18 protein-coding genes and 1 pseudogene are annotated in these 25,010 nt (G+C 41.1%); 13 read left to right on the top strand and 6 right to left on the bottom strand.

Going from position 1 to position 25,010, the window contains the following annotated elements:
• The first annotated feature begins 137 nt into the window (after positions 1-137).
• Together def and RMY63_RS17545 are read left to right on the top strand one after the other, a co-directional pair.
• Positions 138-701 (top strand): peptide deformylase, encoded by a 564-nt coding sequence (def, locus tag RMY63_RS17550; protein WP_322729919.1) that lies wholly within the window; start codon positions 138-140, stop codon positions 699-701.
• An 11-nt stretch (positions 702-712) separates the two neighbouring features.
• Positions 713-916 (top strand): hypothetical protein, encoded by a 204-nt coding sequence (locus RMY63_RS17545; RefSeq protein ID WP_289798204.1) that lies wholly within the window; start codon positions 713-715, stop codon positions 914-916.
• A 63-nt stretch (positions 917-979) separates the two neighbouring features.
• Here the strand turns inward: RMY63_RS17545 and RMY63_RS17540 are convergent, their stop codons facing one another.
• On the bottom strand, positions 980-4,498 hold the full coding sequence (locus RMY63_RS17540; protein WP_322729918.1) for an NB-ARC domain-containing protein: 3,519 nt from the start codon (positions 4,496-4,498) through the stop codon (positions 980-982).
• Between the two features lie 985 nt (positions 4,499-5,483).
• On the opposite strand from RMY63_RS17540, the gene RMY63_RS17535 reads away from it, so the two are divergent.
• The 3 genes from RMY63_RS17535 (at position 5,484) to RMY63_RS17525 (ending at position 9,451) form a co-directional block, all read left to right on the top strand.
• Positions 5,484-5,723, top strand: a complete 240-nt coding sequence (locus tag RMY63_RS17535; protein WP_194043392.1) for a hypothetical protein — start codon at positions 5,484-5,486, stop codon at positions 5,721-5,723.
• A gap of 650 nt (positions 5,724-6,373) precedes the next feature.
• Entirely contained in the window at positions 6,374-8,218 is a 1,845-nt protein-coding gene (locus RMY63_RS17530) for a WG repeat-containing protein (RefSeq protein WP_322729917.1), read from the top strand.
• Positions 8,219-8,632: 414 nt separating this feature from the next.
• On the top strand, positions 8,633-9,451 hold the full coding sequence (locus RMY63_RS17525) for a PD-(D/E)XK nuclease family protein (RefSeq protein WP_322729916.1): 819 nt from the start codon (positions 8,633-8,635) through the stop codon (positions 9,449-9,451).
• Between the two features lie 2 nt (positions 9,452-9,453).
• On the opposite strand, the gene RMY63_RS17520 is transcribed toward RMY63_RS17525, so the two are convergent.
• Positions 9,454-9,609, bottom strand: a complete 156-nt coding sequence (locus RMY63_RS17520; RefSeq protein WP_322729915.1) for a hypothetical protein — start codon at positions 9,607-9,609, stop codon at positions 9,454-9,456.
• A 42-nt stretch (positions 9,610-9,651) separates the two neighbouring features.
• Between RMY63_RS17520 and RMY63_RS17515 the strand changes: the two genes are divergently transcribed.
• From RMY63_RS17515 to RMY63_RS17490, 6 genes and pseudogenes are all read left to right on the top strand, one after another.
• Entirely contained in the window at positions 9,652-10,293 is a 642-nt protein-coding gene (locus RMY63_RS17515; protein WP_322729914.1) for a GNAT family N-acetyltransferase, read from the top strand.
• Positions 10,294-10,516: 223 nt separating this feature from the next.
• A complete protein-coding gene (locus tag RMY63_RS17510; RefSeq protein WP_322729913.1) occupies positions 10,517-12,517 on the top strand; it encodes an amylo-alpha-1,6-glucosidase in 2,001 nt (666 codons plus the stop codon).
• A gap of 153 nt (positions 12,518-12,670) precedes the next feature.
• Complete coding sequence (locus RMY63_RS17505) at positions 12,671-13,642, top strand: glutathione S-transferase family protein (protein ID WP_322729912.1); 972 nt, start codon at positions 12,671-12,673, stop codon at positions 13,640-13,642.
• Between the two features lie 110 nt (positions 13,643-13,752).
• A complete protein-coding gene (locus RMY63_RS17500; protein ID WP_322729911.1) occupies positions 13,753-14,208 on the top strand; it encodes a VOC family protein in 456 nt (151 codons plus the stop codon).
• 291 nt (positions 14,209-14,499) lie between these two features.
• Positions 14,500-14,811, top strand: a pseudogene (locus tag RMY63_RS17495) (glucosidase); the annotation flags it as partial.
• A 358-nt stretch (positions 14,812-15,169) separates the two neighbouring features.
• Positions 15,170-16,603: a HAMP domain-containing sensor histidine kinase gene (locus RMY63_RS17490; protein WP_322729910.1), complete on the top strand. Its 1,434-nt coding sequence runs from the start codon at positions 15,170-15,172 to the stop codon at positions 16,601-16,603.
• Between the two features lie 344 nt (positions 16,604-16,947).
• Here RMY63_RS17490 and RMY63_RS17485 read toward each other — a convergent pair whose 3' ends face one another.
• The 3 genes from RMY63_RS17485 to RMY63_RS17475 all read right to left on the bottom strand — a co-directional run bounded on the left by RMY63_RS17485 (position 16,948) and on the right by RMY63_RS17475 (position 21,865).
• Positions 16,948-18,717 carry an ATP-binding protein gene (locus RMY63_RS17485; RefSeq protein ID WP_322729909.1) on the bottom strand — a complete coding sequence of 590 codons (1,770 nt, stop codon included), beginning with the start codon at positions 18,715-18,717 and terminating at the stop codon, positions 16,948-16,950.
• A gap of 276 nt (positions 18,718-18,993) precedes the next feature.
• Positions 18,994-19,467 (bottom strand): response regulator, encoded by a 474-nt coding sequence (locus tag RMY63_RS17480; RefSeq protein WP_322729908.1) that lies wholly within the window; start codon positions 19,465-19,467, stop codon positions 18,994-18,996.
• 52 nt (positions 19,468-19,519) lie between these two features.
• Positions 19,520-21,865, bottom strand: coding sequence for an ATP-binding protein (locus RMY63_RS17475; protein ID WP_322729907.1), 2,346 nt, complete (start codon positions 21,863-21,865; stop codon positions 19,520-19,522).
• A 157-nt stretch (positions 21,866-22,022) separates the two neighbouring features.
• On the opposite strand from RMY63_RS17475, the gene RMY63_RS17470 reads away from it, so the two are divergent.
• Together RMY63_RS17470 and RMY63_RS17465 are read left to right on the top strand one after the other, a co-directional pair.
• A complete protein-coding gene (locus RMY63_RS17470; protein WP_322729906.1) occupies positions 22,023-22,889 on the top strand; it encodes an aldo/keto reductase in 867 nt (288 codons plus the stop codon).
• A gap of 179 nt (positions 22,890-23,068) precedes the next feature.
• Entirely contained in the window at positions 23,069-23,608 is a 540-nt protein-coding gene (locus RMY63_RS17465; RefSeq protein ID WP_322729905.1) for a GNAT family protein, read from the top strand.
• Between the two features lie 132 nt (positions 23,609-23,740).
• Here RMY63_RS17465 and ald read toward each other — a convergent pair whose 3' ends face one another.
• Positions 23,741-24,832 carry an alanine dehydrogenase gene (gene ald / locus RMY63_RS17460; protein WP_322729904.1) on the bottom strand — a complete coding sequence of 364 codons (1,092 nt, stop codon included), beginning with the start codon at positions 24,830-24,832 and terminating at the stop codon, positions 23,741-23,743.
• Between the last annotated feature and the right edge of the window lie 178 nt (positions 24,833-25,010).

Here is a 25,010-nt window from a genome sequence, read left to right as displayed (position 1 = left end):
TCAGTCTGCCGTTAGGCAAGCAAAAAGAGGAATGGCTGATGGGTGTTTGGTATACTCCAAGACTTTTTAAACATCCTCTAACCGAGATTGATAGAATGAAAATAGTAGGAATTTTCACCATCTAGCCATCGAGACTCATGCCCTCTGAAATTGCTGTCGAGAAAAAAAAGTTAAAAAATCCACCTTTGGAGCTTCATTATTTAGGCGATCGCGTGCTGCGTCAAGCTGCAAAACGGATTTCTAAGGTTGATAACGAACTTCGCCAAATGGTGCGCGAAATGCTGCAAACTATGTACAGCAAAGATGGCATTGGTTTGGCTGCACCCCAAGTGGGAATTCACAAACAACTAATTGTCATCGACCTGGAACCAGAGAACGCAGCTAATCAGCCTTTGGTGTTGATTAACCCCACTATTAAACAAGTCAGCCGCGACATCTCTGTTGCCCAAGAAGGATGCTTGAGCATTCCCAACGTATATCTAGACGTGAAGCGACCCGAAGTCGTAGAAATTGCCTATAAAGACGAATACGGTCGTCCTCGGACATTAAAGGCTAATGACCTTCTGGGACGCTGCATTCAGCACGAGATGGATCACCTTAACGGAGTGGTATTTGTAGACCGTGTAGAAAACTCCTTGACTTTAGCCCAGGAGCTATCTAAGAATGGCTTCTCGTATCAAGCGGTGAAACCAATAGCATAGGGGGGGCAATAGTGTATTTAACTCCAAAAAGCAGTTTATTTCTGGGTGGTTCTTGTGTAAGTGCGATCGCCGCCGTCGGTTCGATTTTTGAACTCGGTTACGGACAACCAGATTTTGGTGTCACAGCCACGGCAATTATCCTGGTATTGAGCATTCCACTCACAGGATTATTTTTCTTTGCCGCAGTTAAGGACGCAAGGGCTAACATGAAATAAGCATCAGGTACATAAAAAAGGTAAAAGGATGAAGGAAAAAGGCAAAATTCATTCTTTTACCTTTTATTTTTGCTCTCCATTTTCCACTGCCCCTAAAGCTTTGAGCGTCACTAACTGCGCTGTGGTTAACCCTGTAACTCCAGTGATATTCATTTTTTCATAGGGTCGTGGCGATCGTAGTGTTCTTACGCACTCGCCCGTCAATACATCCCAAAGCTTAATTGTCTCATCTTGGCTACCACTAATCAGGGTTTGACCATCAAGACTAAAGGCAACTGACTTTACCCAATTAGCCCCCTGCAAAGTTTTCAGGCATTTGCCATTATAGACATCCCATAATTTTATTGTTTGGTCTTCACTGGCACTAGCTAAAATTTGACCATCAGGACTAAAGGCAACTGACCAGATTCGATTAGTATGTTCTTGCAAGGTTGTCAAGCACTTGCCCATATAAACATCCCATAACTTCACTGTTTGGTCATCACTGCCACTAGCTAAAGTTTGACCATCGGGGCTGAAAGTAACTGACCTGATCCGATTGCTATGTCCTTCCAAAATATGGAGACATTTTCCTGTATAAATATTCCATAACCTGACTCTTTGGTTTTCACTACCACTAGCTAAAGTTTGACCATCGGGACTAAAGGCAACCGATCTTACCCAACTGGTATGCCCTTTCAAGGTTTGGAGACATTTTCCGGTGTAGGTATCCCATAATTTCACCGTTTGGTCGTCACTGCCGCTAGCCAAAATTTCACCATTGGGACTAAAAGCAACTGACCTAATTCGATTGGTATGTTCCTGCAATTTTTTTACGCATTGCCCCGTGTGAACATTCCATAATTTAATTGTGTGCTTTTCACTGCCGCTAGCTAAAATTTCACCATCAGGACTGAAGGCAATCGAACGTACCCAACTTTTATGCCCCTCCAAAATTTTGAGAAATTGATCGTTACGGACATCCCATAATTTAACTGTTTGCTTTTCACTGCCGCTAGCTAAAATTTGACCATCGGGACTGAAGGCAACTGACCGGACTCGATTGCTATGCCCCTGCAAGGTTGTCAAAGACTTACCATCTTGAACATTCCATAACTTCACTGTTTGGTTTTCACTACCACTAGCTAAAGTTTGACCATCGGGACTGAAAGCAACTGACCGTATCCGATTAGTATGTCCCTGGAAGGTTTTCAGGCAGTTACCATTACGGATATCCCATAACTTCACGGTTTGGTCGTCACCACCGCTAGCTAAAGTTTGACCATCGGGACTAAAGGCAACTGACCAAACCCGATTGGTATGTCCCTGCAAGGTTTTCAGACATTTACCATCACAAACATCCCATAGTTTTACGGTTTGGTCGTCACTGCCAGTAGCTAAAATTTCACCATCGGGACTAAAAGCAACTGATCTTACCCAACTGCTATGCCCCTGCAAGATTTTCAGGCATTTACCATCACGAACATCCCATAACTTCACTGTTTGCTTTTCACTGCCACTAGCTAAAGTTTGACCATCGGGACTGAAGGCAACTGACATAATTCGATTGGTATTTCCCTGCAAAGTTATCAGACATTTGCCGATGTGGACATTCCATAACTTCACTGTTTGGTCTTCACTGCCACTAGCTAAAGTTTGACCATCGGGACTGAAGGCAACTGACCTGACCCAATTGCTATGTTCCTGCAACGTTTTCAGGCATTTGCCGTCATGAACATCCCATAATTTCACTGTTTGGTCATCACTGCCACTAGCTAAAGTTTGACCATCGGGACTGAAGGCAACTGATTTTACCCAACTGCTATGTCCAATACAGGTAAAAAGTAGTTTTCCATCTTTAACTTGCCACAAGTAAGTCTTGCCATCAGCATCACCTGTAGCCAAAAGTTTTCCATCCGGGCTAAATGCTACTGACGAAATACTAACTAATGTTTCTGAAAAAACGCATTTAGCTAAATCAGCATTGGCAAAATTTACCCGATGCAGATTCACACTTTGCAAATATGCTTGCCAAATAGTCAGATTAGAAAAATCATAGCCGCTAAAATCAGTTTGTAGTTGACAAAGAATATTTAACAGATTTCCACCTGCATATCCTGCTGTTTGGGGAATCTGTCGCAGGGACAATAAAATTTGATATAGATGATGTTCAATATTTTTAGCATATCTAAAAATAGTTGATAACCTATCTATAATTGGTTTAAGAATCAGGGTAATCTGAGTGTTTCTAATATAATCTTTGGCCGTTGCTTCCATTAAAGCATGGCTCATAAATAATCTAATCTCACGAGTGGTAATTTCGTGACAAATTTGTTCAACCAGTCGGTCGGTCATGTATTCCATCACCACAGACTGGAGAGTGAACAGCGCTGTTCTTTGTTCAATTAGCGATCGCCTCCGTAGAGATTCTAGCGCTTCCATCACTTCCCTTTTAGGCAAGTTACGCACAATATCATTTAGCAATTCATCTAGAGAAACTAACTCGCGCTTGATTGCTAGCCAATAAATTATTTCTTTTTCGATCTCTGACAAGCGCTGAAATTGCTGGTCTAGTAAATTTCGGGTGTCGCCAAAAATGATCTCTCCTTCAGCCAGAAAAGCAGCGATATCACCATCAAATAACTCCCGAATTGGCTCAGAAACTAGCTTTAAGGCCAAAGGATTACCGGAATATTTCTCAACTAGTTTGGCCCATTCTTGTTGTGAGCCAAATAACCCTTTATCTTGGAGAATTTCTTGCCCTTCTGTTTTTTCTAAGCCAACTAATGATAATGTTCTAACTGGTGATGCTTTTCCCTCTAAAGAAGCAAATTCTTTTGGTTTTTCACGAGATGTTAGCACCAAGCAGCTTTGATGTGGTTCTTCCCCTACCCGCCTAAGTAGTTGACCATAATCTTTATATTCTTGTCTATATTGTCCAGCGCGATCGCCTTCTTGTAAAATTGTCTCTGTATTATCAAATATCACAAGACAACGATGCTCTCGTAAATAATTAATCAGCAGCGTTACTTTACCATCTACGCTTTCTGGCAAATTTGTTTCCCTCTGATCGGATAAAAACCCGATCAGGTTTGCTAACATCTCTGCGACGGGTGGCGCATTGCAAAGACTTCGCCAAATCAAATACTCAAAGTTTTCCTGAACTTCCTTTGCCAGTTTCACCGATAAAGCAGTTTTACCAATTCCGCCCATTCCCAATATTGCCACTAGTCGGCAATTATCCTCGATTAGCCACTGCGTTAGCCCAGACAATTCTGCTATGCGTCCGCGAAAAAAGCAGACACCAGGCGCTTCACCCCAATCTTGGCGGTTTTGGGTAATATTCAGCAAAGATGCTTGATACTCAGATTCTATAACTTGCTGTAACTTAGTGAGCTTACCTGGGCCGCTACCAGTAACATTAAATTTCTTGTAAACTTCGCTTAATCTTTTGCGTACTGCTTCGGCACTGATTGCCAATTTTTTTGCGATCGCATTTGGCGATTCTCCTTCAACAGCATATAAAAATACCTCTATCTCGCTGTTAGACAAGCAGCGTTTTTCGGCTAAAGCCAAAAGAACGTTTTCGGGAATGACACTCATACTCACACAAAGACACATTACAAAACAAACCAATGTTATCTCACATAGTGAGATAACATTACTGCCAATCTAGATCCCCTCAATATTTCGGGGTAAACATTTGCTGCTCTGGGAATGTTTTCTTGGGCTTTGTCGTTCTTTTTCTGACTTTTGACTTTTGACTTTTAACTTTTGACTTCCCCGTTCGCGCAGCGTCCCGTAGGGAAGGGGCTGACGGGATGGGCGATCGCACGGATGAGTTGAGTGTACCTCACTTAGATACATTAAGTCTACTTTCTTTGTGCAACTGGCTGCACGCGCAAACCCTCTGTCTCATCAACCGTAGGAGTGGCAATCAGCGATTCATTTCCTGTCAGACCTGATGTAATTTCTACTTCAGTACCATAATCTCGCCCAACGGCAACTTTTTAAATAATTTTCTCTACAATTTACCTTGACCTAAGTTACTTAGTTACTTTATAGTGAGTTAAATAGCAGAAACTACGGTTACTTAGTAAGGTTAAGGGTGAATTAAAAGAAACTTAGTGAGTAAGACATAAAGGCAAAGACTGGAACTGCAAATTCTGAAAAAGGCAATTTGTATACAAGTAGGACTTACGCAAAATATAACGAAAGTAGCGGTAATTCATGAATTACCGCTACGCAATAATCAGGTTTTCAGGCACATCTTGCGTAAGTCCTGACAAGTTACCTGTAGGAATTTCGAGGGTTCAATGTGCATAGTACGCCTTCTATGCGATTACGCGCGTTGAGCGCCTAATTTTTGATATCCAGATTGCCCTGGTAATTCATCAAAGAGCTTAATTTTTCATCAGCCACAAATATCAAAACCACCTTTGTTGGTATTCTCACTCCACTTAGGAGTAAGACTTTTGTCTACCTTGACTTGGTGGAAGCAAAACTGTGGAGATTCGCTGTTTCTTTAGTGTGGTCGGGGGAGCGCAAACTGCTACCTAGATTCAACTTTCAAAACAGGAAAAAAACTATGAAACCCAGTCTCAAAGATAACGATAATCTGTTGTTCAAGTGGTTTTGTATAGGACTCAAATATTTTCTGCTGGCGCTGCTGGGGCTGGGAATAGCCTTTGTTGTGTCTCACACTTTTGGGGCAAATGCAATAGTTGGGATGCTTTTATCCGCAAGTCTACGGTCATGGGTTGCGAGGATAGCGATTTTCCTAGTCTGTCTATTTGCGATCGCCATGATGTTCGAGTCTTGGGGTTAACAAAACAGGGTTACTATTCAAGGCTCATGCTCAAACTTAATAAATAGCCTTTGGCTAACTTCCACTCAGTCAAAGGCTTTATAACTTTTAATTTGGAGATTATATCATACCCAATAACAGCAACGGCTCTGGGAAAGAAACGCTTTCGCCGCTTTTACGGCTTCTGAAAATCCCACCTCAGCCGTTAGACCAGTGGGGGTGTTTACTCTTTCAATCAACGGTCATCACTCTCTTGCAGCTCTGGAACGATATTTGGGTATGACTGAGCCACAGAAAGAGAATGCCATCTCTGTCCTAGTGTTTTAAATTAGCAATTTGCCTACGAGTTACTAATTTAAAGCTGAAATTCTTGACTAGAGATGCATTGATATTAAAGACATTTTTTATTTTAAAAAATAAAAATAACCATTAAAAATCTAGTTAAATTGATAACATTTTCTGGAATACTATTCTGTGCATTTGTAGCTTTGTACAGATAGTAAGTAGTACCACCTAAAAAATATGTACATTAGTATTATCGATGATATAAAAAAGCATTTACTTTCATATATATTATGCCTTGCGTAATACGAAAATCAGCTAATACATATTAGAAATTAGCAAAAAATAACTTAAATTAAACTTTTGAATTTTCAATGGAGCCATAAATCATGAACCAAGAATCTGTATTTCTCTGCCATAACTCTCGAGATAAAAAATTTGTGGCAAGAGTTTATAAACATATCAACAAACACTTGTTTTTTAATATTTTTAAAATTGTAAAAATAACCCCTTGGCTGGACGAAGAAAAATTTATTGCTGGAAATCAAATCGATCAGATAATTTCTAAAGAAATTTCTTATTCCAGAATTGGTATTGTTTTTTTAAGCAAGCATGGTATAGGCAATTACCAAATAGATGAGATAATGCAATTTAAAGAGAGATACGATCAAAAAGAAAAATTTACACTAATTCCAATTCTTTTGCCTGGCATTCAAAAAATTGAAGATGTTCAAATGCCATTAATTGAAGATATTAAAAAGGTCTTAGTTAAAAAAAGCAAAGCTAGTATCAATAATATTGATGAGCGAGAAATAAAAAAAACAATTGAGGAAATTCAAAGCTTTTTAGGAATATATCATTGGATAAAAATTGATTTAGTTACTAAACTATTTTGGAAGAAACCATTCTTAAAGAAGTTAGAAGAAGCTATTAAAGAAGCTATTAGAGATAGTATTAAGGATAATATCTCTATAAAAGTACCTTATGCAGTATCTGGAGGAATTGTATTTGCAGGTGGTATTTTATTGGGAAGTATAGTTACAACAATTACCAGTCTTCCTTCTCTTCCTCCTCATTCTCCAACTCCCCTTCCGACATCTGCTGAATTTAAATTTGTTCTAAAACCAGGAAGAAAGGGTGATGGTAATTTTCATAATGGACTCGCAAGAGTAAGAATTAATGGTAAGGCAGGTTATATAGACAGAGAAGGTAAGACTCAAATTTTGCCAAACTTTGATGGAGTTTTAGACTTTTCTAAACCAGATAATTTATCATTAGCATGGAAATATGGAGAAAATAGAGGCTATATTAACAATCAAGGAAACTACCAAATTAAACCTAAGTATGGTTATAATATGGCTGGTCAGTTTTCTGAAGGTAAAGCATATGTATGCATTGTTTCTACTTGTGGATATATAGATAGTACTGGCAAGGAAGTTATTGAGCGGAAATTTACAGGTGCTGGTCGATTTTATGAAACACTTGCTCCAGTTAAAACTGATGGGAAGTGGGGTTACATCAATCAAGCTGGTACTTTTTCCATTCCTCCATCTTTCGAGGAAGCTTACCAATTTAGAGAAGGTCTAGCACCAATAAACAAAGATAATCAATGGATCTACATTGATAAAAACCAAAAACCTGTAATTCAAGAAAATTTTGATAAGATCAGTTACTTTTCAGAAGGTTTAGCTGCCGTAAAACATGATAACAAGTGGGGTTATATTGACCCTCAAGGTAATATCGTCATTCAACCACAATTTGATGAACCCAAAGATACCCCTCGACGATTTGACTGTGATGCCACAGACATCATCGGTAACAAGGCTGAGTGTAAATATCTAGATAATCGACACGACTTTTCAGAAGGTTTAGCTGCTATATACATGAATGGTAAGTGGGGTTATATTGACCGTCAAGGTAATCCTGTGATTCCACCACAGTTTTCTGAAGCTAATAATTTTTCAGAAAGATTGGCTTATGTATGTCAGGGTGAGGATAAGGATAAAAAATGTGGCTATATCTCTCATCCAATCAAAACTCTAATTACCAAAACATCAAATGGGTTTGTAAACTTGCGGGACACTCCAAGTGTTAAAGGAACTTTCCGAGAAAAAATACTAGACGGTAGGTCTATAACCATCCTAAGTGAAAAAACAAATTCCTCTAAAGAAACTTGGTATCAAGTCGAAGTAAACAATAAGGTTGGGTGGATTTACTCAGTTTTACTCAAGTAATTCAGGCTCTTTAAATTTACTTAAGGCACTTCCAAAAAACAAAATCAGCAATAAATAGGATGATAATCCATTTTAAAGGGAGGGAAGATTAGTAAATGGCTGCTCCTTATTACCCCAATACGGTTCAGTTAAGGAAATTTCTCCCTTGAGGCAGGCAGGGGGAGCAGGGGATGCAGGGGAAGCAGGGGGAGAAAAAAAAGCTTATCTGAACCGTATTGCTTATTACCCAAGTTGCCGTAAATTCAATTTATAGAAGGAATTCATGAGAAACTGATGTTATGAGTTGCAGATTATACAGCGTCTTCAAAGTTATTGAAGTACACAACGATTCGTCTCAAAGCCAGGTATAAAGTTTGTTTGACTTTTAACTTCTAAATTCTGAATTCTACTGTAATTTACTTCTAAAATGGAAGAATGCTGTCAACTCCCACTCAACTACTGCGACTGTCTCAAGGACAACTGAACTTACTAGAAGCTTGTCCGCGTAAATTTCAACATACCTATCTCGAAAAACTCAATTCTCCCTCAAATCCAGAACAAGAAGAACGGCTAACTTTGGGTAGTCGTTTTCACTTGCTAATGCAACAGCGAGAAATGGGTTTGCCAATTGATAGTTTCCTGGAAGCAGATGCTCAACTGCAAAGCTGGATGCTGGGTTTTGCTGATGCAGCGCCAGAAATCTTAACGGCTGCATCTGATAATCAAACTTTCCGTGAAAGCGAACACTACCGGACTCTACAAGTTCAGGACTATTTGCTGACGGTTGTCTATGATTTATTAATTGCAGATAACCAACAAGCCCAAATTCTCGACTGGAAAACTTATCCTAAACCACCCAATAAACGCAAGCTAGAATCCAACTGGCAAACACGGCTTTATCTGTATGTATTAGCAGAAACTAGCGACTATTTGCCAGAAAAGATTTCTATGACTTATTGGTTTGTCCAATCTGAGGGGAAACCACAAAATATTAAATTTAATTACAATACTGCTCAACATACACAAACAGCAAAGAGACTTAATCAACTATTAAATCAGTTAACTAATTGGCTGGAAAATTACCAAAATAACCAGCAGTTTCCCCAAGTGGTGGAGGGTAGCAAAACCTGCGATTCTTGTCAGTTTGCCAAACGTTGCGATGCCTACGGCGGTAAACTACGCATCCAAGCTTCTGAAGATGCAATGAAAGACTCATTGCCAAATTTTGACAGTATTCAAGAAGTCTCACTTTGATTTTATTGCCAGGATTTTGCTGCTAAAACAGATTCCTTATATCTGTAGAGTCTTGTGGAAAATAAAAAAGTAATGTAAAGTCCTTTTTTTAACTCTAAAGCATTTGAAAGCATTTTGATTAAAAGAGCTAGATTTGGTAAATGCTCTTTTTTTTTCATTCAACAACATATCTATGTAAATAAATCACAATTTATAAATTTATGTCAACTTTTGATGAAACTGAAGCAATTTATGTGCGCGAATTAGGAATTGATGACATTGCTCCCGTTTACCACTTGGGAGAAGGGTTATTTACCAGCGATTTATATCCTTATTTATACCGCACTTGGGACGAATGGGAAGTGATTGGACTTTACAACACCGATCCAGAATACTGTCTTGTGGCTGAAACAGATGGGGAATTAGCAGGATTTATTTTGGGAACCATCATCACCAAAGCATCTTGGACTTATGGATATATTTTATGGCTGGGAGTTAGCCCGAAGTATCAGCGTCGGGGAGTTGCAGACAAGTTGGTTGATAAAGTCGTCGCTCGGATGATTGAAGATGGAGCGCGGTTTATGCTGGTAGACACTGACCCCACCAATACTTCAGCATTAAAGTTTTTTAATCGCAAAGGTTTTGGCAATATCCGCCAGCATATTTTCTTGTCGATGAATTTAAGCAAGCATGAATATTATGGCAGATTAATTGATTACGAACACCAAAAAGCTGAAAGAGCAGGTTATAGGCGATCGCGTCCGGCAATTCGTGCCCGTAAGCCTGATAGCGTTGCTAATGAAGTCGTCCTTAATCCTCTAGTGAGTGAATCTCAAATAACTGAGGAGCAATCTCCAATTTAACAAAAGTTAGGAGTTTGGAGTTTGGAGTTTAGAGTTAGGAGTTAGGAGTTTGGATGTTCTCTTCTCAACTTTTAATACCACTCTTAGTATAGTAGAGGATTCATAATCGATAATCCAGATATCGATCGCCAGCAAGAGTGTTGACCGAAACAGACTCATGATACAGAGTAACTAAATTTATGGGGATTGTTAATCTTGAATTCGGAGCAAAGTGGCGTGATTTATGTCTATAGAATTTGGACGGGAAATTTGCGGCAATCTTGATATTGCTGAATCGCGGGAGTGGTTAGTTACTAACGGTATTGGTGGTTACGCCTCTGGGACTGTGGCTGGTTTATTGACTCGCCGCTATCACGGACTATTGGTAGCAGCATTGAAACCACCTCTGGGTCGTACTTTAATGCTGGCAAAACTAGATGAAACTGTATTGTATGATACCCGTTCTTATTCTCTAGACACTAATCGCTGGGCAGATGGTATTGTCAGTCCGCACGGTTATCAGCATATTGAACGTTTTTCTCTGGAAGGTACAATTCCTGTATGGTGTTTTGCTGTTGCTGATGCCTTATTAGAAAAACGGGTGTGGATGCAACAAGGCGCGAACACAACTTATGTCCAATATACTTTGCGTCGTGCCACTCAACCGCTAAAGTTGACGCTCAAAGCAATAGTCAACTACCGCGATTATCACAGCGACACTCAAAGCAATGGTTGGCAGATGTCTGTAGAGGAGGTGGAACAGGGGATTTGTGTAACTGCTTATCCGGGTGCTGTACCACTGTATGTGTTGAGTGATGCCTACGGCGGTAAACTACGCGGTAGTACATCTGTTGTCCACAATTGGTATCATGGCTTTGACTTAGCAATTGAACGCTATCGGGGATTGAGAGATAAAGAAGACCACCTCCACGCCGCCACTTTTGAAGTTACACTGAATCCTGGGGAAGCGAGCGCGTTTGTAGCCAGCACAGAAAAACAACCAAATCTCAATGGCGAAGCCACACTTAAGTTACGTCGCGCTCAAGAACAGAAGTTAACAGGATTTTGGAAAACTAATCAATCCCTCAACACTAAGGAATCACCTAACTGGATCAATCACTTAGTACTAGCAGCTGACCAGTTTATTGTCGAGCGCTCATTGCCAGAAGACCCCTACGGTAAAACCATCATTGCTGGTTATCACTGGTTTAGCGACTGGGGGCGCGACACCATGATTAGTCTACCTGGTTTGACAATTTCCACTGGTCGCCCAGAGGTAGCACGCTCAATTCTTCGCACTTTTGCCAGATATGTAAACCAGGGAATGTTACCTAATCGCTTTCCCGATGCGGGCGAGCAACCTGAATATAATACAGTCGATGCCACACTCTGGTACTTTGAAGCAGTCCGCGCCTACTACAGCGCTACAGATGATGATACTTTGCTTGCTGAACTCTTTCCCATACTTGCAGACATCATTGATTGGCACTGTCGCGGTACACGTTACAACATCCATCTCGATGCCGCCGATGGCTTACTTTATGCAGGCGTTGCTGGTGTACAACTGACCTGGATGGATGCCAAAGTTGACGATTGGGTAGTTACGCCCCGAATTGGCAAACCGATTGAAGTTAATGCTCTCTGGTATAATGCTTTACGGACAATGGCAAAGTTTGCCCGTCAGCTTGGTAAACCACACCAAGAATATGAAGCAATGGCAGACCGTGCTCAGTATAGATTTTCTCGCTTCTGGAATGACGAGACGAGTTATTGCTATGACGTTCTAGACAGTCCTGATGGTGATGATTCGTCGTTGCGTCCTAACCAAATATTTGCTGTGTCATTACCAGAAAGTCCGCTCACACCTACCCAGCAAAGAAGTGTGGTGTCAGCTTGCGGGCGATCGCTGCTGACTTCTCATGGGTTGCGATCGCTAGCCCCCGATCATTCCCAATACCAGGGTAAATACGGTGGTAATCAGTATCAACGTGATGGAGCTTACCACCAGGGAACCGTCTGGGGTTGGTTATTGGGGCCGTTCGTCTTAGCACACCTGCGCGTCTACAAAAATCCTGAGCAGGCTCGTCAATTTTTGCAACCAATAGCTAATCACCTCAACGCGCACGGTGTTGGAAATCTCAGCGAAATTTTTGATGGTGATGCCCCCATGACTCCACGGGGATGTATTGCCCAAGCGTGGACAGTGGCAGAGGTTTTGCGTGCTTGGTTGGCGACAGCTAGTTGATATGGAGAATCTCCTGTTTATCTGAACCCTGGTTTGTCTACAAAGTCGATTTTGTCAAGAATTTTTAAGAAATTAACATCTTTCAGAAAAGGAAAGACGTAATGCTGAAGTAATCTTCAAAAGTTGACAGACTACTAGTGTTAGGAGGAAATTATGGCGTCAGGAATGATGATCGAAGGCAAATGGACAACCGATGGGAATAAATCAGATCCCAGCGGTAAGTTCAATGAAACGCCGACAACGTTTCGCCTTCGCATAACCGCCGATGGTTCTAGTGGGTTTAAGGCAGAAGCGGGACGCTATCACCTCTATGTTTCTTTAGGCTGTCCGTGGGCGCATCGCACCTTAATTATGCGAGAAATCAAAGGTTTAAATGATGTAATCTCAGTCTCTATCGTCGATCCGATTATCAGCGACAAGGGATGGATGTTTACTCAAGCACCAGGAGCTATTCCTGACTGGGTGAATCACACTCAATATTTGCAAGAGATTTATCTGAAAGCCGATCCCAAATACACAGGACGAGTCACTGTTCCGGTGTTGTGGGATAAGCAAACTCTAACAATCATCAATAACGAATCTCGCGAAATCATGCGGATGTTTGATGTAGAGTTTGGGGAATTGGCAACACAAAAAATAGACTTATACCCACGCGATCTACAGCATAAGATTGATGAAACGATCAATGCAATCTATCTGCCAATCAATGCTGGTGTATATCGCGCTGGTTTTGCGACTTCGCAAGCAGCCTACGAAGATGCGGTAACAGAACTTTTCGAGAGTTTAGATCGATGGGAAACTATTCTGAACGAGCAGCGGTATTTATGTGGCAATCAACTCACCGAAGCCGATATTTGTATGTTTACAACTCTGTATCGCTTCGACTCAGTGTATTACGGTCACTTTAAGTGTAATTTGCGGCGAATTATCGACTATCCAAATCTCTGGAATTATCTACTAGACCTATATCAGCGTCCTGAGTTCAAAGCGACTTGCAATCTAGACTATACCAAGCGCGGCTATTACATGAGTATGACTGATATTAATCCAAATCGAATTGTGCCGAAAGGGCCGATTGTTGATTTTGACCAACGGCACGATCGCGATCGCTTCACTAAGGTTTAATTAGCTTAACGTACCCCTACTCTTAAGCAAGCTACGTGCAGCGTCTCGTAGAGAAGTTATCGCTGCCTATTCATAGAAAGGAAATTGCACAATCCAACTAGAGTAACACCATGAACCTTGTATCAGGTATCCACCATGTTGCAGTGGTGACAGCAGATATCGACCGATTTATCAACTTCTATACTGATGTATTCGAGATGCCAGTAATCTTTCAACAGACGACCCCAGCCTTTCGTCACGCACTTCTGCTAGCTGGATCGCAGAGCGTGCTTCACGCAGCAGAGATGCCTAATAATATTCATAGTTCTGGATTGCCGGATATGTTTGGACGAGGACACATCGACCACTTAGCTTTGAATGCCCCAACAGAATCAGCATTTCAGATTATCCGCCGCAAACTCATAGACCGAGGTGTGAGTGATGGTGCGATTGCCGACCTCGGCCCAGTACTTAACTTGTCATTTTCCGATCCTGATGGTATGCATATCGAAGTTTGCTTCATCGTCGATGCTTCACTTCAAGGTTTTCACCAACCGCGACCATATCTAGAGACTATCAACCAATAGGTTGAAGTTACCGTTAGCCCCTGTCCTACAGGTTCTGGTCACCCAATTTTAGATTTTGGATTTACGATAGCGAAGCGTTAGCGAGTCTGCGTACTCTGTAAGAGTTGCAAGCTACGCGCAGCGTCTCGTAGAGAGCGTATGCGTGGATTAACCTCTCCTTATAAAGAAGAGGCTTAAATATTGAAAATTTTTAAATTTTCTTCCCGACTTAAGTCGGGGGCTTGAAACCTTTTTTAGATTCTAGATTTCAATTTAATCCCAAATCCAAAATCTAAAATCTAAAATTGTCTCGGTCAAATGATGACACTTTGGGAAGTTGTATCAGAATTATCTCAAAGGTTAACTAGAATTTTCTTGAAAAATGACTCTGCTAAACGTCCTGTTTATGGTGGAATGCAAAAGTTGAAAAACGATCCACACTGGCAAAATTTGATTTTATTATATGAGTATTTTCATGGTGATAATGGAGCCGGAATAGGCGCTAGTCATCAAACTGACTGGACAGGTTTAGTTGCCAAATTAATCCAGCAATTTGGTGAATATGAAGCAAAGCATCAAGAACCAGAAATAGAGAAAGATAAAGACGCGATCGCTTTCACATAACAACATCCAAATCCAATTCTATCTCGCACTCATAAAAAAGGCTTGTTGTTACCACCCCCGTCTCAAAATCAATTTCGAGGATTAAAAATCTTAAGGTGATTCTCAGCAGAAATTAATTTAATTATTACTAAATGCATTTAGATTAGTCTTAGACAAGAATTTGCGGATTTGAGATGGCAATTAAATAAAAATATTTAGCAATTTTTTTAGAATGGATGCACTTTTCACTATAGGTATGCAACAGAGGTAAGTTAAAATCAGCTATAACTAAAGATGTAGCGGTTAACAGTAACTTTACATTTATCGGTCTGATTTTATTTTTAAAGCCTTATTAAACACCTAAAACGCAACCTAAACAGTGAAGCAAATCACAAAATTTGGAATAAATATAGATCCATTTTCCTTACAATCACGCCTCACAGTTGGTATTGCATCATTTTCAGCTTTAGTATTAGGTAGCCTCGCTACATGGACTAGTTGGAAAATGCAGCAAATTTTAGTTGATAGTCATAAATATAATATAGAACAAATTGCCAAGCGCTTGCCGCAAGATGTGCAAATTTATAGTGAAATGATGCAACCTGAAACGGGGTTGCAAAAGGCTATTAATAATTTGGCAAATACCAACATATTATTATGGCTAAAAAGTCCTGATAATAAAATTTTAGCAAAATCTACCACTTTGGATTTATTATCTGATACTACGGTAGCTGAATTAATGTCTTTGACTAAGATGCCGATTAAACCACAAGTTTACAAAGTGAACCAAAGCTACTTTGTTTTATGTGGTAGTTCTGTACGAGTACAGGGTAAGTTACTAGGCGAGTTATTTGTAGTCAAGGATATTACCCGCGAACAGAGAATGTTTGTAATAATGGTGCAGAGTTTAGGTATTACTAGTGTTTTAGCAATTTTTGTTTTAACTGCTGCGATCGCATTTTATATTAAGCGTTCTCTGCAACCTCTGCGCCAGCTAAATCAAATGGCTTCTGTGATTTCTGCTGAAGATTTAGGACAAGCACGGCTATATCTTGAGAATGCACCCAGCGAAGTCAAAGAATTAGCTCAAACTTTAACCATGCTGTTATCGCGCCTTTCCCAATCATGGGAGCAAGAGCGAGAATTTGTGAGTAATGTTTCTCACGAATTACGCACTCCTTTAACGATTGTACATGGTTATTTGCAAAGCGTCTTGCGAAGGCAGAATAACTTAACCCAAACTCAACAAGAAGCTTTAGAAACTGCGGCATCAGAAGCTGAACGCACTATCCGTCTGCTACAAGATTTACTTGATTTAGCACGTGCAGATAGCGGTTACTTATACTTTCAAATGAAATCTTATGTGCTGAATGACTTGGTTGAAGAAGTTGTGATGATGGCAAAAAAATATAGCGATCGCACAATTACAATCGAGTCAAAAATTTATCCAATTGAGATCAAAACAGATTATAGCCGCTTTAAACAAGTGTTACTAAATTTAATTGATAATGCCATTAAGTATTCTGATGCTGACACACCGATAATTTTTAAGTTAGATCGGCTTCAAGAACGGGCTATTATTCAAGTTTGTGACAAAGGTTATGGCATTCCTTTGCAACAGCAAGCACGGATATTTGAGAGATTTTATCGTGTAGATGAATCTCGCTCTCATACTACTGGGGGTTGTGGTTTGGGTTTATCAATTGTTAAGACTCTTGTAGAAGGTATGGGAGGTAGTGTAAGTGTAGAATCAAAGTTAGGAGAAGGAAGTATGTTTACAATCAGTTTACCTATATATAATACCTCTATCTGATTTTTGACACTCCTCAACCTAAAAATACGAGGATTCTTGTTTCAACCGTCCTCTCTAGATACTTGAATCCTTGGGATTTAAGTATCCCCGTTTGGATACGTCCACAAGCCCACACGGACTGCCCGACCGCGTTTGAAAAGGCTTTCAATTTTTTGTTTTTACTCCCACATTTGTGAGCCACTGCTCGACTAGGGTTTCCCGGCTTGTCCCTTGCGCGTCTCCCCTTCTCCCAAAGGGAGAGGCTAGCGCCAAGGGAGAAGCAAGTGGCGGTGCAAGATTTAGGATTTATACTACCTTGCCTCCTGCCCTCTGCCTTTCTTTGGTCAAGTTGATGATAGAGATACTTAACCCTTTGGGAATAATTTCGGTAAGCTGACTGTAACTTTAGTTCCTTGTCCCACTTCACTAGATAAGGTAATATCGCCACCATGTAACTCGACGCAGGCTTTAGCGATCGCCAGCCCTAAACCTGTACCAGGAATTGTGTCAACGTTACTTCCACGGCTGAAGGATTGAAACAAATTTTCTTGATCTGCCATCGGGATACCAATTCCCTGATCTTTAATGTAAAAGATTACTTCTGATTCTTTGCCGATCAGGTGGAATTCTACATTACCTCCATCTGGAGAGTACTTAATTGCATTGGATATTAAGTTAATAAAAATTTGCTGCAAAAGTCCGCGATCGCCCCAAAATTCCTGGTTATTCCCAGTTATTTTAAAAATCAATTCGTGGTGATCGCCTGCTGTTTCTCGCTCTTGTTCGATCAAGTCAGAAAAAAATTGTAGTAAATCGAGCGGGATTGGTTTAAACTTGGGTTTTTCCAGTTCCAATTGGTTAACTAGAAGCATATTATCCACGAGTTTGGACATATATCTTGCTTTTTGTTCAATAATTCCGAGAAATTTTTGCTGTTTATATTCATCCAATTGCTGGCTATGTTTTACCAAAGTTGATGCAGCCGCCAAAATTGAAGTTAGCGGTGTTCGATACTCATGGGAAACTGTTGCAATAATTTGGGATTTAAATACATTGAGTTGCTTTTCTTTAGCAAGGGCTGCTTGAGTTTGGGCTAGCAATTCAGCTTGTTGAATAGCGATCGCTAGTTGCACCGAAACTTCATTGAGCATTTGGGCATCATCAATTTGCCATTGTCGTTCCCCAGAATTCTGGTGAGCAATCAACAAACCCCAAAGCTTGGGGGTTGGGTTCCCATTGTTACTCAGATTAATCGGAACCACCAGATTTGCCTTTGTATTAAATTGCTCTTTTAGGTTGACACAATTACACAAGCCAAGCTCATAGATATGAGGGATTGGGGATGGTGGGGCCCCCTCTGGGGATAAGGGGTAATGGGGATTAGGGAAGGTGGGGCCCCCTCTGGGGATAAGGGGTAATGGGGATTGGGAAAACTCTTCCCTAGTTATCAGTATGTCTCCTTGTCTCCTTGTCTCCTTGTCTCCAGCCCCCAGTCCCCAGTCCCCAGCCGCAACGCGATCGCACAATGCCACAGTCCGGTATGACTCAATTGATGAGGCAACTATTTTACCATCTGTATCTGGAGCAAACTGATACACCATCACGCGATCGCACTTCAGAAGTTGCTGTACCTCAGCTACAGCCGTATTCAAAATTTGCTCTAGATTAAGAGACTGGCGAATTCGTAAAGCAGTCGTGGCAATTAGGCGCTGTCGCTCTTGAGTTTTGAGCAGTTGGGCTTGCAAGCACGATTGCTTAATAGCGTTACGGACTGCTAGTTGCAGCACATCCTGTGTCAAATTTTGCTTGACTAAATAATCCAAAGCACCCCGTTTCATTACCTGCACAGCGATTTCTTCATCACCGCGCCCTGTCAACATAATCACGGGGATAGAAGTCTTAAATATCTCCTGCTGTATGCGATCAAAAAGTTCTAACCCACTCATATCAGGTAGACAAAAATCCAGCAAAATGACATCGCAGCGGACTTTTCGGCACAAAGCAAGTCCTTCTTCTGCACAGTCTGCCTCCAAAATCTGGTAGGACTGGTGCGGATCTTTCAAAAGATATCGACGATAGATTTTCCGATCTGCGGCACAATCATCGATGATAAGTAGCGTCCATGTGTCCAACATAAGGTTATGAGGATCAGGGAGCCATATAGATCCCTTTTATCCAGATTGTGTTTTATTGCTTAATTCTAAAAATAATATAAAATAAGTGTAAATAAAATCTGAATCCTTTAGTGATCCTAAAGAAACACCAAATAGTCAAAAACAGGAAAATGGGGAAAAGGAATCTAACAGAGACAAACAGACACAGTGATTCAAACATGAAAATGTCTCTATGTCCTTTGAGCCATCTTTTTTTATGATTGTTTTTCCCCTACTGCTACATCAACAAAAAATAAATCAATCCAACACAGGCGGCGTATTGGCTTCAAGCCAGTAGTCTACAAATGCTTGAATCGTCTTTTTGAGTTCCTGAACATCCATCGGTTTTACCAGATATCCATTTGCGCCCTTTTGGTAGCACAATTCAATATCCTTGGGGTTAGATGATGTGGTAAAAACAACGATGGGAATTCCCTTGAAACTCTTATCTTGCTTGAGCCGATCTAAAATGTCACGCCCATCAATACCTGGCAAATTTAGATCGAGCAAGATCACAGAGGGTCGTAATGCTACTTTAGAATTAGGTAGGTCTTCGTCCTTAGCGTAGGCATCGTTTCCCTGTTGATCAAGGAATTCTAAAACCTCATCTCCATTAGTACAACGGTGTATGGGGTTCTGGACGGACATCCGCCGCATCAGACGTTGCAGCATCCGAAAATCTTCATTGCTGTCCTCAACAACGAGCAGCGGTTCATGAAGTTTTTTTGTCATTCGTGGTCTTAAAAGAGCTTAACAAATATACATATTTAGTTATTATCTTAAACTATTCCAGCGTAAAATAGAACATCGAGCCAACGCCTAGATTAGATTTCACCCAAATTTTACCGTTATGAAGCTCAACAATCTTCTTAACAATAGCTAGTCCTGCACCAGCTCCTCCACCGTATTTTTCTTGGGAATGGAGCCGCTTAAATAATCTAAAAATAGTTTCTAGGTGATGGTGTGGAATTCCAATACCGTTATCGCGAATATAAAAGATTGGGCATTGGGCATGGGGCATGAGGCATGGGGAATGGATCAATAGTTCATCTCCCCCTGCTCCCCCTGCTCCCCCTGCTCCCCCTGCTCCCCCTGCTCCCTCATCTTCCCCATCTTGAGAAAAGTAGCCAATCTCAACCCATTTCTCCGCCTTATCGTTGTATTTAAAGGCATTACCAATCAAGTTACTGAAGACTTCGTTAACGAGAACTCGATCGCACAGAACTGTTGGTAAAGGCCGAGGAATGCGAATATCCACAAACTGAGAGTCTTGACGACTAGCACGAAAAACGTCAATTACCTGGTTGAGCAATTCGTTGAGGTCAGTTGCTTGCACACGCAGTTGCGCTTGTCCTAACTGCGAGAGTCGCAATAGAGCATTAATCAGAGTTTCCATGCGTACAGACAAGGATACTACTGTTTGCAAACACTCAATTCCCTCATCATCTAATACTTGGGCATAGTCTTCTAGGAGCACTGTTGAGAAGTTATAAATGCCCCGCAAAGGTTCCTTGAGGTCATGGGAAGCGGCGTAGGCAAAGGATGCTAGTTCTTGGTTGCTGCGCTCTAACTCCAGGTTGATTTTAGCTAATTCATCCGCTTTCGAGAATACAATACCAACGATCGCATTCCTGAGAGCGATCGCACTGTCAAGTTCACAAGGTTTCCAAGGTAGAGAAGTTAATCTAACGGTTTCTTGCCATTGTTCAAAAGATTTTCGGGCAGATAGGCTAAAGCTACCATCTGCCTGTGCTTGCATGGATTCCTGTGGATTTCCTGCCCAGTGTACCGTTTGGATAACTTCAGGGCGAAACCAAAGGATGTAATAGCGCCGGATTTTAGAAATCCGCAGTAGCAACAAGCCACTAGCAGTATCTTTAAATATCAGCGCCTCTGGGTAAAGCTTCGGCAGAGAGTCAGTGGAAAACAGGTTGTCACTAACTTGGGTATCCGCCCATTCAATCAGCGCCCGAACTTGATCAATATTCGGTGTTGTTCCTACAAGGGTAATTTCATTATCCAGACAAACCGCCGCTCCTGAAGCACTAACAAGATCCAGCAAGCGAATTTCCGGTTTGATTAGGGCATCGATAAAATTGTCTGCTTGGGAAATAGATTCTAGAAACTCAGACTGTAGCGATTTGAGTTTTACCTTATAATCCCATTCTGAGTAACTAATTTTGTGTGTTAATTCTGAAGACGCAATCTGTCCCAAAAATTCGCACATCTTGCGGACTTCGTAAGAAATATACTTTGGTGTTTCATGGTGACAGGATATTAATCCCCAAAGCTTCTGCTCTTGAATAATTGAAATCACCAAAAGAGCTTTTACTCCCATATTTTGATGATATTTTGCACAACACCAATCAAAACTTCGTAGCACAGAGTAGCTTAAATCAAGATGCTGATGTGTTTTTGGATTTTCTGTTGGAACTAGCTTTACAGGTTCGGCAGTCAAATCAGGGAGAAATCTCAAAAAGCAGCGCGTGTATAACTCTCTAGCCTGTGCCGGAATGTCTGTAGCCGGATAGTGGAGTCCTAAATAAGGTGATAAATCCTCCCGTTTAACTTCTGCAACAACAGAACCCGCTTCCGACTCGTCAAATTGATAGACCATCACCCGATCAAAACCGATGATTTTTTGGATTTCTTCAGCGACCAAATGCAAAAATTCTATCAGATTTGATGTGCTTTGCATTTTTGCGATCGCTTCACTCGCCAAACTATGAAAGTTTAAGAAACTCACCTCAGATTCCGAGTCAGTTGGTTCTAGCTCCAGAATTACAGCTTCTTCTGTATGATGAGCAATAGCATCAAAGTATATTTCCCCATATAACGTATTTATTAATACTTTAAACGCATTAGCGCTGCCAATCTTTTTTACCAAGCACTGCTTGACAATTTCCACTGACTGAGGGTCAATTAAATAGCTCAAAGGTTTACCTAGCAAATCTTCTGGAGCTTTACTCAAATACACTTGGGTATTGTTGCTAACTTGCAGTATCTCTAGCTGAGTACTGAGTGCCAGTAAAACACCATGAGGTTGAATAGAGCCAGGTATGTGAATAGGTTTGCGATCGTGGTTAGTCAGGGCAGTAGCTTGGGCTGTAGTATATTCAGGTTGGCTCATAACTGAACTTATGTAAAGCTGACTTTTACGATAGCGCAATTAAATGTCACATTTCTTTAAAGTATATGCCACTGAGCCTCAAGTCTAAGTACTAGGGAGGATTTATGATGAATAACTAACTGATAGATAATTGGGGCAGAAAGCTATCGCTAAAAGCATGGAAACCAAACAACTAGGAAAAACTGGTATCTTTGTAAGTGCGATCGGTTTGGGTGGTATGCCCATGTCAATTTCTAATCGCCCTCCTGAATCACAATCAATCCAAGTTATTCATCGTGCCTTGGATTTGGGTATTACATTTATTGACACTGCCGATGCTTACTGTAAAGATGAGTCAGATAAGCACCACAATGAGCAGCTAATTCACAAGGCACTTAGTAGTTACAAAGGCGATGTTAGCCAAGTGATTGTAGCAACTAAGGGCGGGTTGATGCGTCCCAATGGCAGCTGGACAAGCAACGGCAACCCAGAACATTTGCGCCAAACAATTCGAGTCAGTTTTGAGGCTTTGGGCGGTGCTAAACCCATCGATGTTTGGCAATACCATTCTCCTGATTCTAATTACACCATTGAAGAATCCCTGGCGGCAGTTAAAGAAGCAGTGGAGGCTGGTTTGATTCGGTTTGTAGGAGTTTCTAACTTTTCCGTTGAGCAAATTAAGCGGGCGCAGGATGTGGTAGATATTGTTTCGGTGCAGAATCAATACAGCCCTTGGCAACGACAGCCAGAAAATGACGGCGTATTAAAATATTGCGAACAGCAAGGATTGACCTTTTTACCTTGGAGTCCCTTTGGTGGTAGGCGTCGCCATCAGGATTTGCAGGATATTTCTGCGATCGCTAAGTTAGCTAAAGAAAAAGGCGTGTCGGTGTATAATATCGTTCTAGCGTGGCTGCGTTCCAAGTCGCCTGCTATTTTGCCTATTCCCGGTGCTAGCAAGGTTTCCAGCATTGAAGACTCAACACGTGCTATCAACGTGAAACTATCTGACGAAGAAGTGCAAAAAATTGATCGGGCAACTTAATCATTCGGCGTTGCTAATTCAATATATGAATCTGGGTGTAAAGACGTTGCAATGTAACGTTTGTTACAAAGATTTGAAAATCACGCAAAATCATTTTCATAGCTGAATTTAGCAACGCCAATTATTCCACCGGCTAACGAAAATGTGGTAGAAGTTGCCTATAAAAAAAGACATGAGAGATGATATTAGAAACACATCGCTTGCTAATGCGTGATTTTGTAGAGACAGACTGGCAGGCTGTTTTCACCTATCAATCCGATCCTTTGTATTTGCGTTATAACTACTGGACACAACGCACACAGAACGATGTTTGCGAGTTTATCCAGATGTTTATCAATCAGCAAAAAGAGCAACCTCGGACTAAGTTTCAGTTAGCTGTTGTCCTCAAAGAAGAAAATCGGCTGATTGGCAATTGTGGTATCCGTGTAAATGACCCAGAAATGCAAGAAGCAAATATCGGCTATGAACTAAATACTCAATATTGGGGACAAGGTTATGCAACAGAAGCAGCACAGGCAATTTTAAAGTTTGGCTTTGAAGAACTGGGAATGCATCGTATCTGGTCTTGGTGTGTTTCAGAAAATGTTGCTTCTATAAAGGTATTAGAAAAAATTCGTATGCGTCGTGAAGGTCATCTGCGCGAAAAAGAGTTAATCAAAGGCAGATGGTACGACAACTTTCTTTATGCGATCCTTGAGCATGAGTGGAAAGCGAACTAATATTGCTTCTTTGAGCTACCTGAGAGACACTCATTTTGTACATCTACCCATCCGCGCATTTAGCAAGAAAATTAGTCTGATTGACGATCGCTACCACCATTAAAATAAGCGATCGCCTAATCTTTGTACACCTTAATTTACCAAATCAGGGAATACCTCTTGTACAGCAGGATGCACTAAGCGATGATTCTGCACATTCACACCCTTAGCTAATGCTGGGTTAACCTCCAGTGCCAAAATTCCCAAATTCGCCAACTGGACAACATAAGGTAGTGTACTATTATTAAGTGCCTGAGTTGCTGTCCAAGGTACTGCTCCTGGCATATTGGGAACGCCATAATGCACTACACCTTCTTCAAGGTATACCGGATTTGTGTGAGATGTAGGGTGTAAAGTTTCTATACAACCGCCTTGGTCAACAGCTACATCAACTATTACTGAACCAGGACGCATTTGTTTGACCAATTCGCGGGATACTAGTATTGGTGCTCTACGTCCTAACACTAAAACTGCACCGATGAGCAAATCGGCTTCAATGACTGCGGCTTCAATATGAGCAGAGTTGCTATAAAGGAATTCGACTCTAGAGCCAAAGAGTGTTTCTAAATAAGATAAGCGCTCGACACTCACATCTAAAATCTGGACGCTAGCACCCATGCCTACGGCAATTTTAGCTGCTTCTGTGCCGACAACGCCGCCACCTAAAATTACTACTTTGCCTGGTTGAACTCCAGGGACACCGCCCAAAAGTACACCTCTACCACCTTGCTGACGTTCTAAGAATCTCGCCCCAAATTGTACTGCAAGCCGACCAGCAATTACGCTCATGGGGGTGAGCAAAGGTAGTCTGTTTGCCCCAGGTTGTTCTACAGTTTCGTAAGCGATCGCAGTTGTGCCACAATCAATTAAATGCTCTGTCAATTTGCGATCGGCTGCTAAATGTAAATAAGTAAATAATATCTGCCCTTTTTGCAAAAATTTATACTCTGAGGTCAGCGGCTCTTTGACTTTAACAACCAATTCCCGATTCCAAGCCTTTTCTGATGTAGGGACAATTTCGGCTCCAGCACTTCTGTAGTCGTTATCAGAGAATCCAGCACCATTACCTGCTTGCGTCTCGACGAAGATGCTATGACCATTTTCTCGCAGCACCCGCGCACTAGAAGGACTTAACCCTACCCGAAACTCTTGATCCTTATTTTCCTTGGGAACACCAATTTCCATATATCGCCTCTGATAATTTTTTTGTTTAACTGTAGCCTTACAATCTCAAGCTTGCTACTTCTATCTTTCTAGTTCCGTATTAGAGATAGCTGGATTAGAGATACCTAATTTCTGTTCTAACTTTCTTAATTCAATCTGAGTAGCCCAAACTCTTACTCTTGACTATTGCCCCAGTATT

It is taken from the genome of Nostoc sp. ChiQUE01b (assembly GCF_034531255.1).
Lineage (GTDB): Bacteria > Cyanobacteriota > Cyanobacteriia > Cyanobacteriales > Nostocaceae > Nostoc.
Note: the sequence above shows the minus strand (reverse complement) of the source record. Positions and strands in the feature narration are given on the sequence as shown.

What these genes read in the sequence shown, in the direction of transcription:
- RMY63_RS17485 (WP_322729909.1), bottom strand. Translation starts at nt 18,717, where the DNA reads ATGTTGGACACATGGACGCTACTTATCATCGATGATTGTGCCGCAGAT.
- RMY63_RS17530 (WP_322729917.1), top strand. Translation starts at nt 6,374, where the DNA reads ATGAACCAAGAATCTGTATTTCTCTGCCATAACTCTCGAGATAAAAAA.
- ald (WP_322729904.1), bottom strand. Translation starts at nt 24,832, where the DNA reads ATGGAAATTGGTGTTCCCAAGGAAAATAAGGATCAAGAGTTTCGGGTA.
- RMY63_RS17515 (WP_322729914.1), top strand. Translation starts at nt 9,652, where the DNA reads ATGTCAACTTTTGATGAAACTGAAGCAATTTATGTGCGCGAATTAGGA.
- RMY63_RS17525 (WP_322729916.1), top strand. Translation starts at nt 8,633, where the DNA reads ATGCTGTCAACTCCCACTCAACTACTGCGACTGTCTCAAGGACAACTG.
- RMY63_RS17475 (WP_322729907.1), bottom strand. Translation starts at nt 21,865, where the DNA reads ATGAGCCAACCTGAATATACTACAGCCCAAGCTACTGCCCTGACTAAC.
- RMY63_RS17505 (WP_322729912.1), top strand. Translation starts at nt 12,671, where the DNA reads ATGGCGTCAGGAATGATGATCGAAGGCAAATGGACAACCGATGGGAAT.
- RMY63_RS17510 (WP_322729913.1), top strand. Translation starts at nt 10,517, where the DNA reads ATGTCTATAGAATTTGGACGGGAAATTTGCGGCAATCTTGATATTGCT.
- def (WP_322729919.1), top strand. Translation starts at nt 138, where the DNA reads ATGCCCTCTGAAATTGCTGTCGAGAAAAAAAAGTTAAAAAATCCACCT.
- RMY63_RS17470 (WP_322729906.1), top strand. Translation starts at nt 22,023, where the DNA reads ATGGAAACCAAACAACTAGGAAAAACTGGTATCTTTGTAAGTGCGATC.
- RMY63_RS17540 (WP_322729918.1), bottom strand. Translation starts at nt 4,498, where the DNA reads ATGAGTGTCATTCCCGAAAACGTTCTTTTGGCTTTAGCCGAAAAACGC.
- RMY63_RS17480 (WP_322729908.1), bottom strand. Translation starts at nt 19,467, where the DNA reads ATGACAAAAAAACTTCATGAACCGCTGCTCGTTGTTGAGGACAGCAAT.
- RMY63_RS17465 (WP_322729905.1), top strand. Translation starts at nt 23,069, where the DNA reads ATGATATTAGAAACACATCGCTTGCTAATGCGTGATTTTGTAGAGACA.
- RMY63_RS17520 (WP_322729915.1), bottom strand. Translation starts at nt 9,609, where the DNA reads ATGAAAAAAAAAGAGCATTTACCAAATCTAGCTCTTTTAATCAAAATG.
- RMY63_RS17535 (WP_194043392.1), top strand. Translation starts at nt 5,484, where the DNA reads ATGAAACCCAGTCTCAAAGATAACGATAATCTGTTGTTCAAGTGGTTT.
- RMY63_RS17500 (WP_322729911.1), top strand. Translation starts at nt 13,753, where the DNA reads ATGAACCTTGTATCAGGTATCCACCATGTTGCAGTGGTGACAGCAGAT.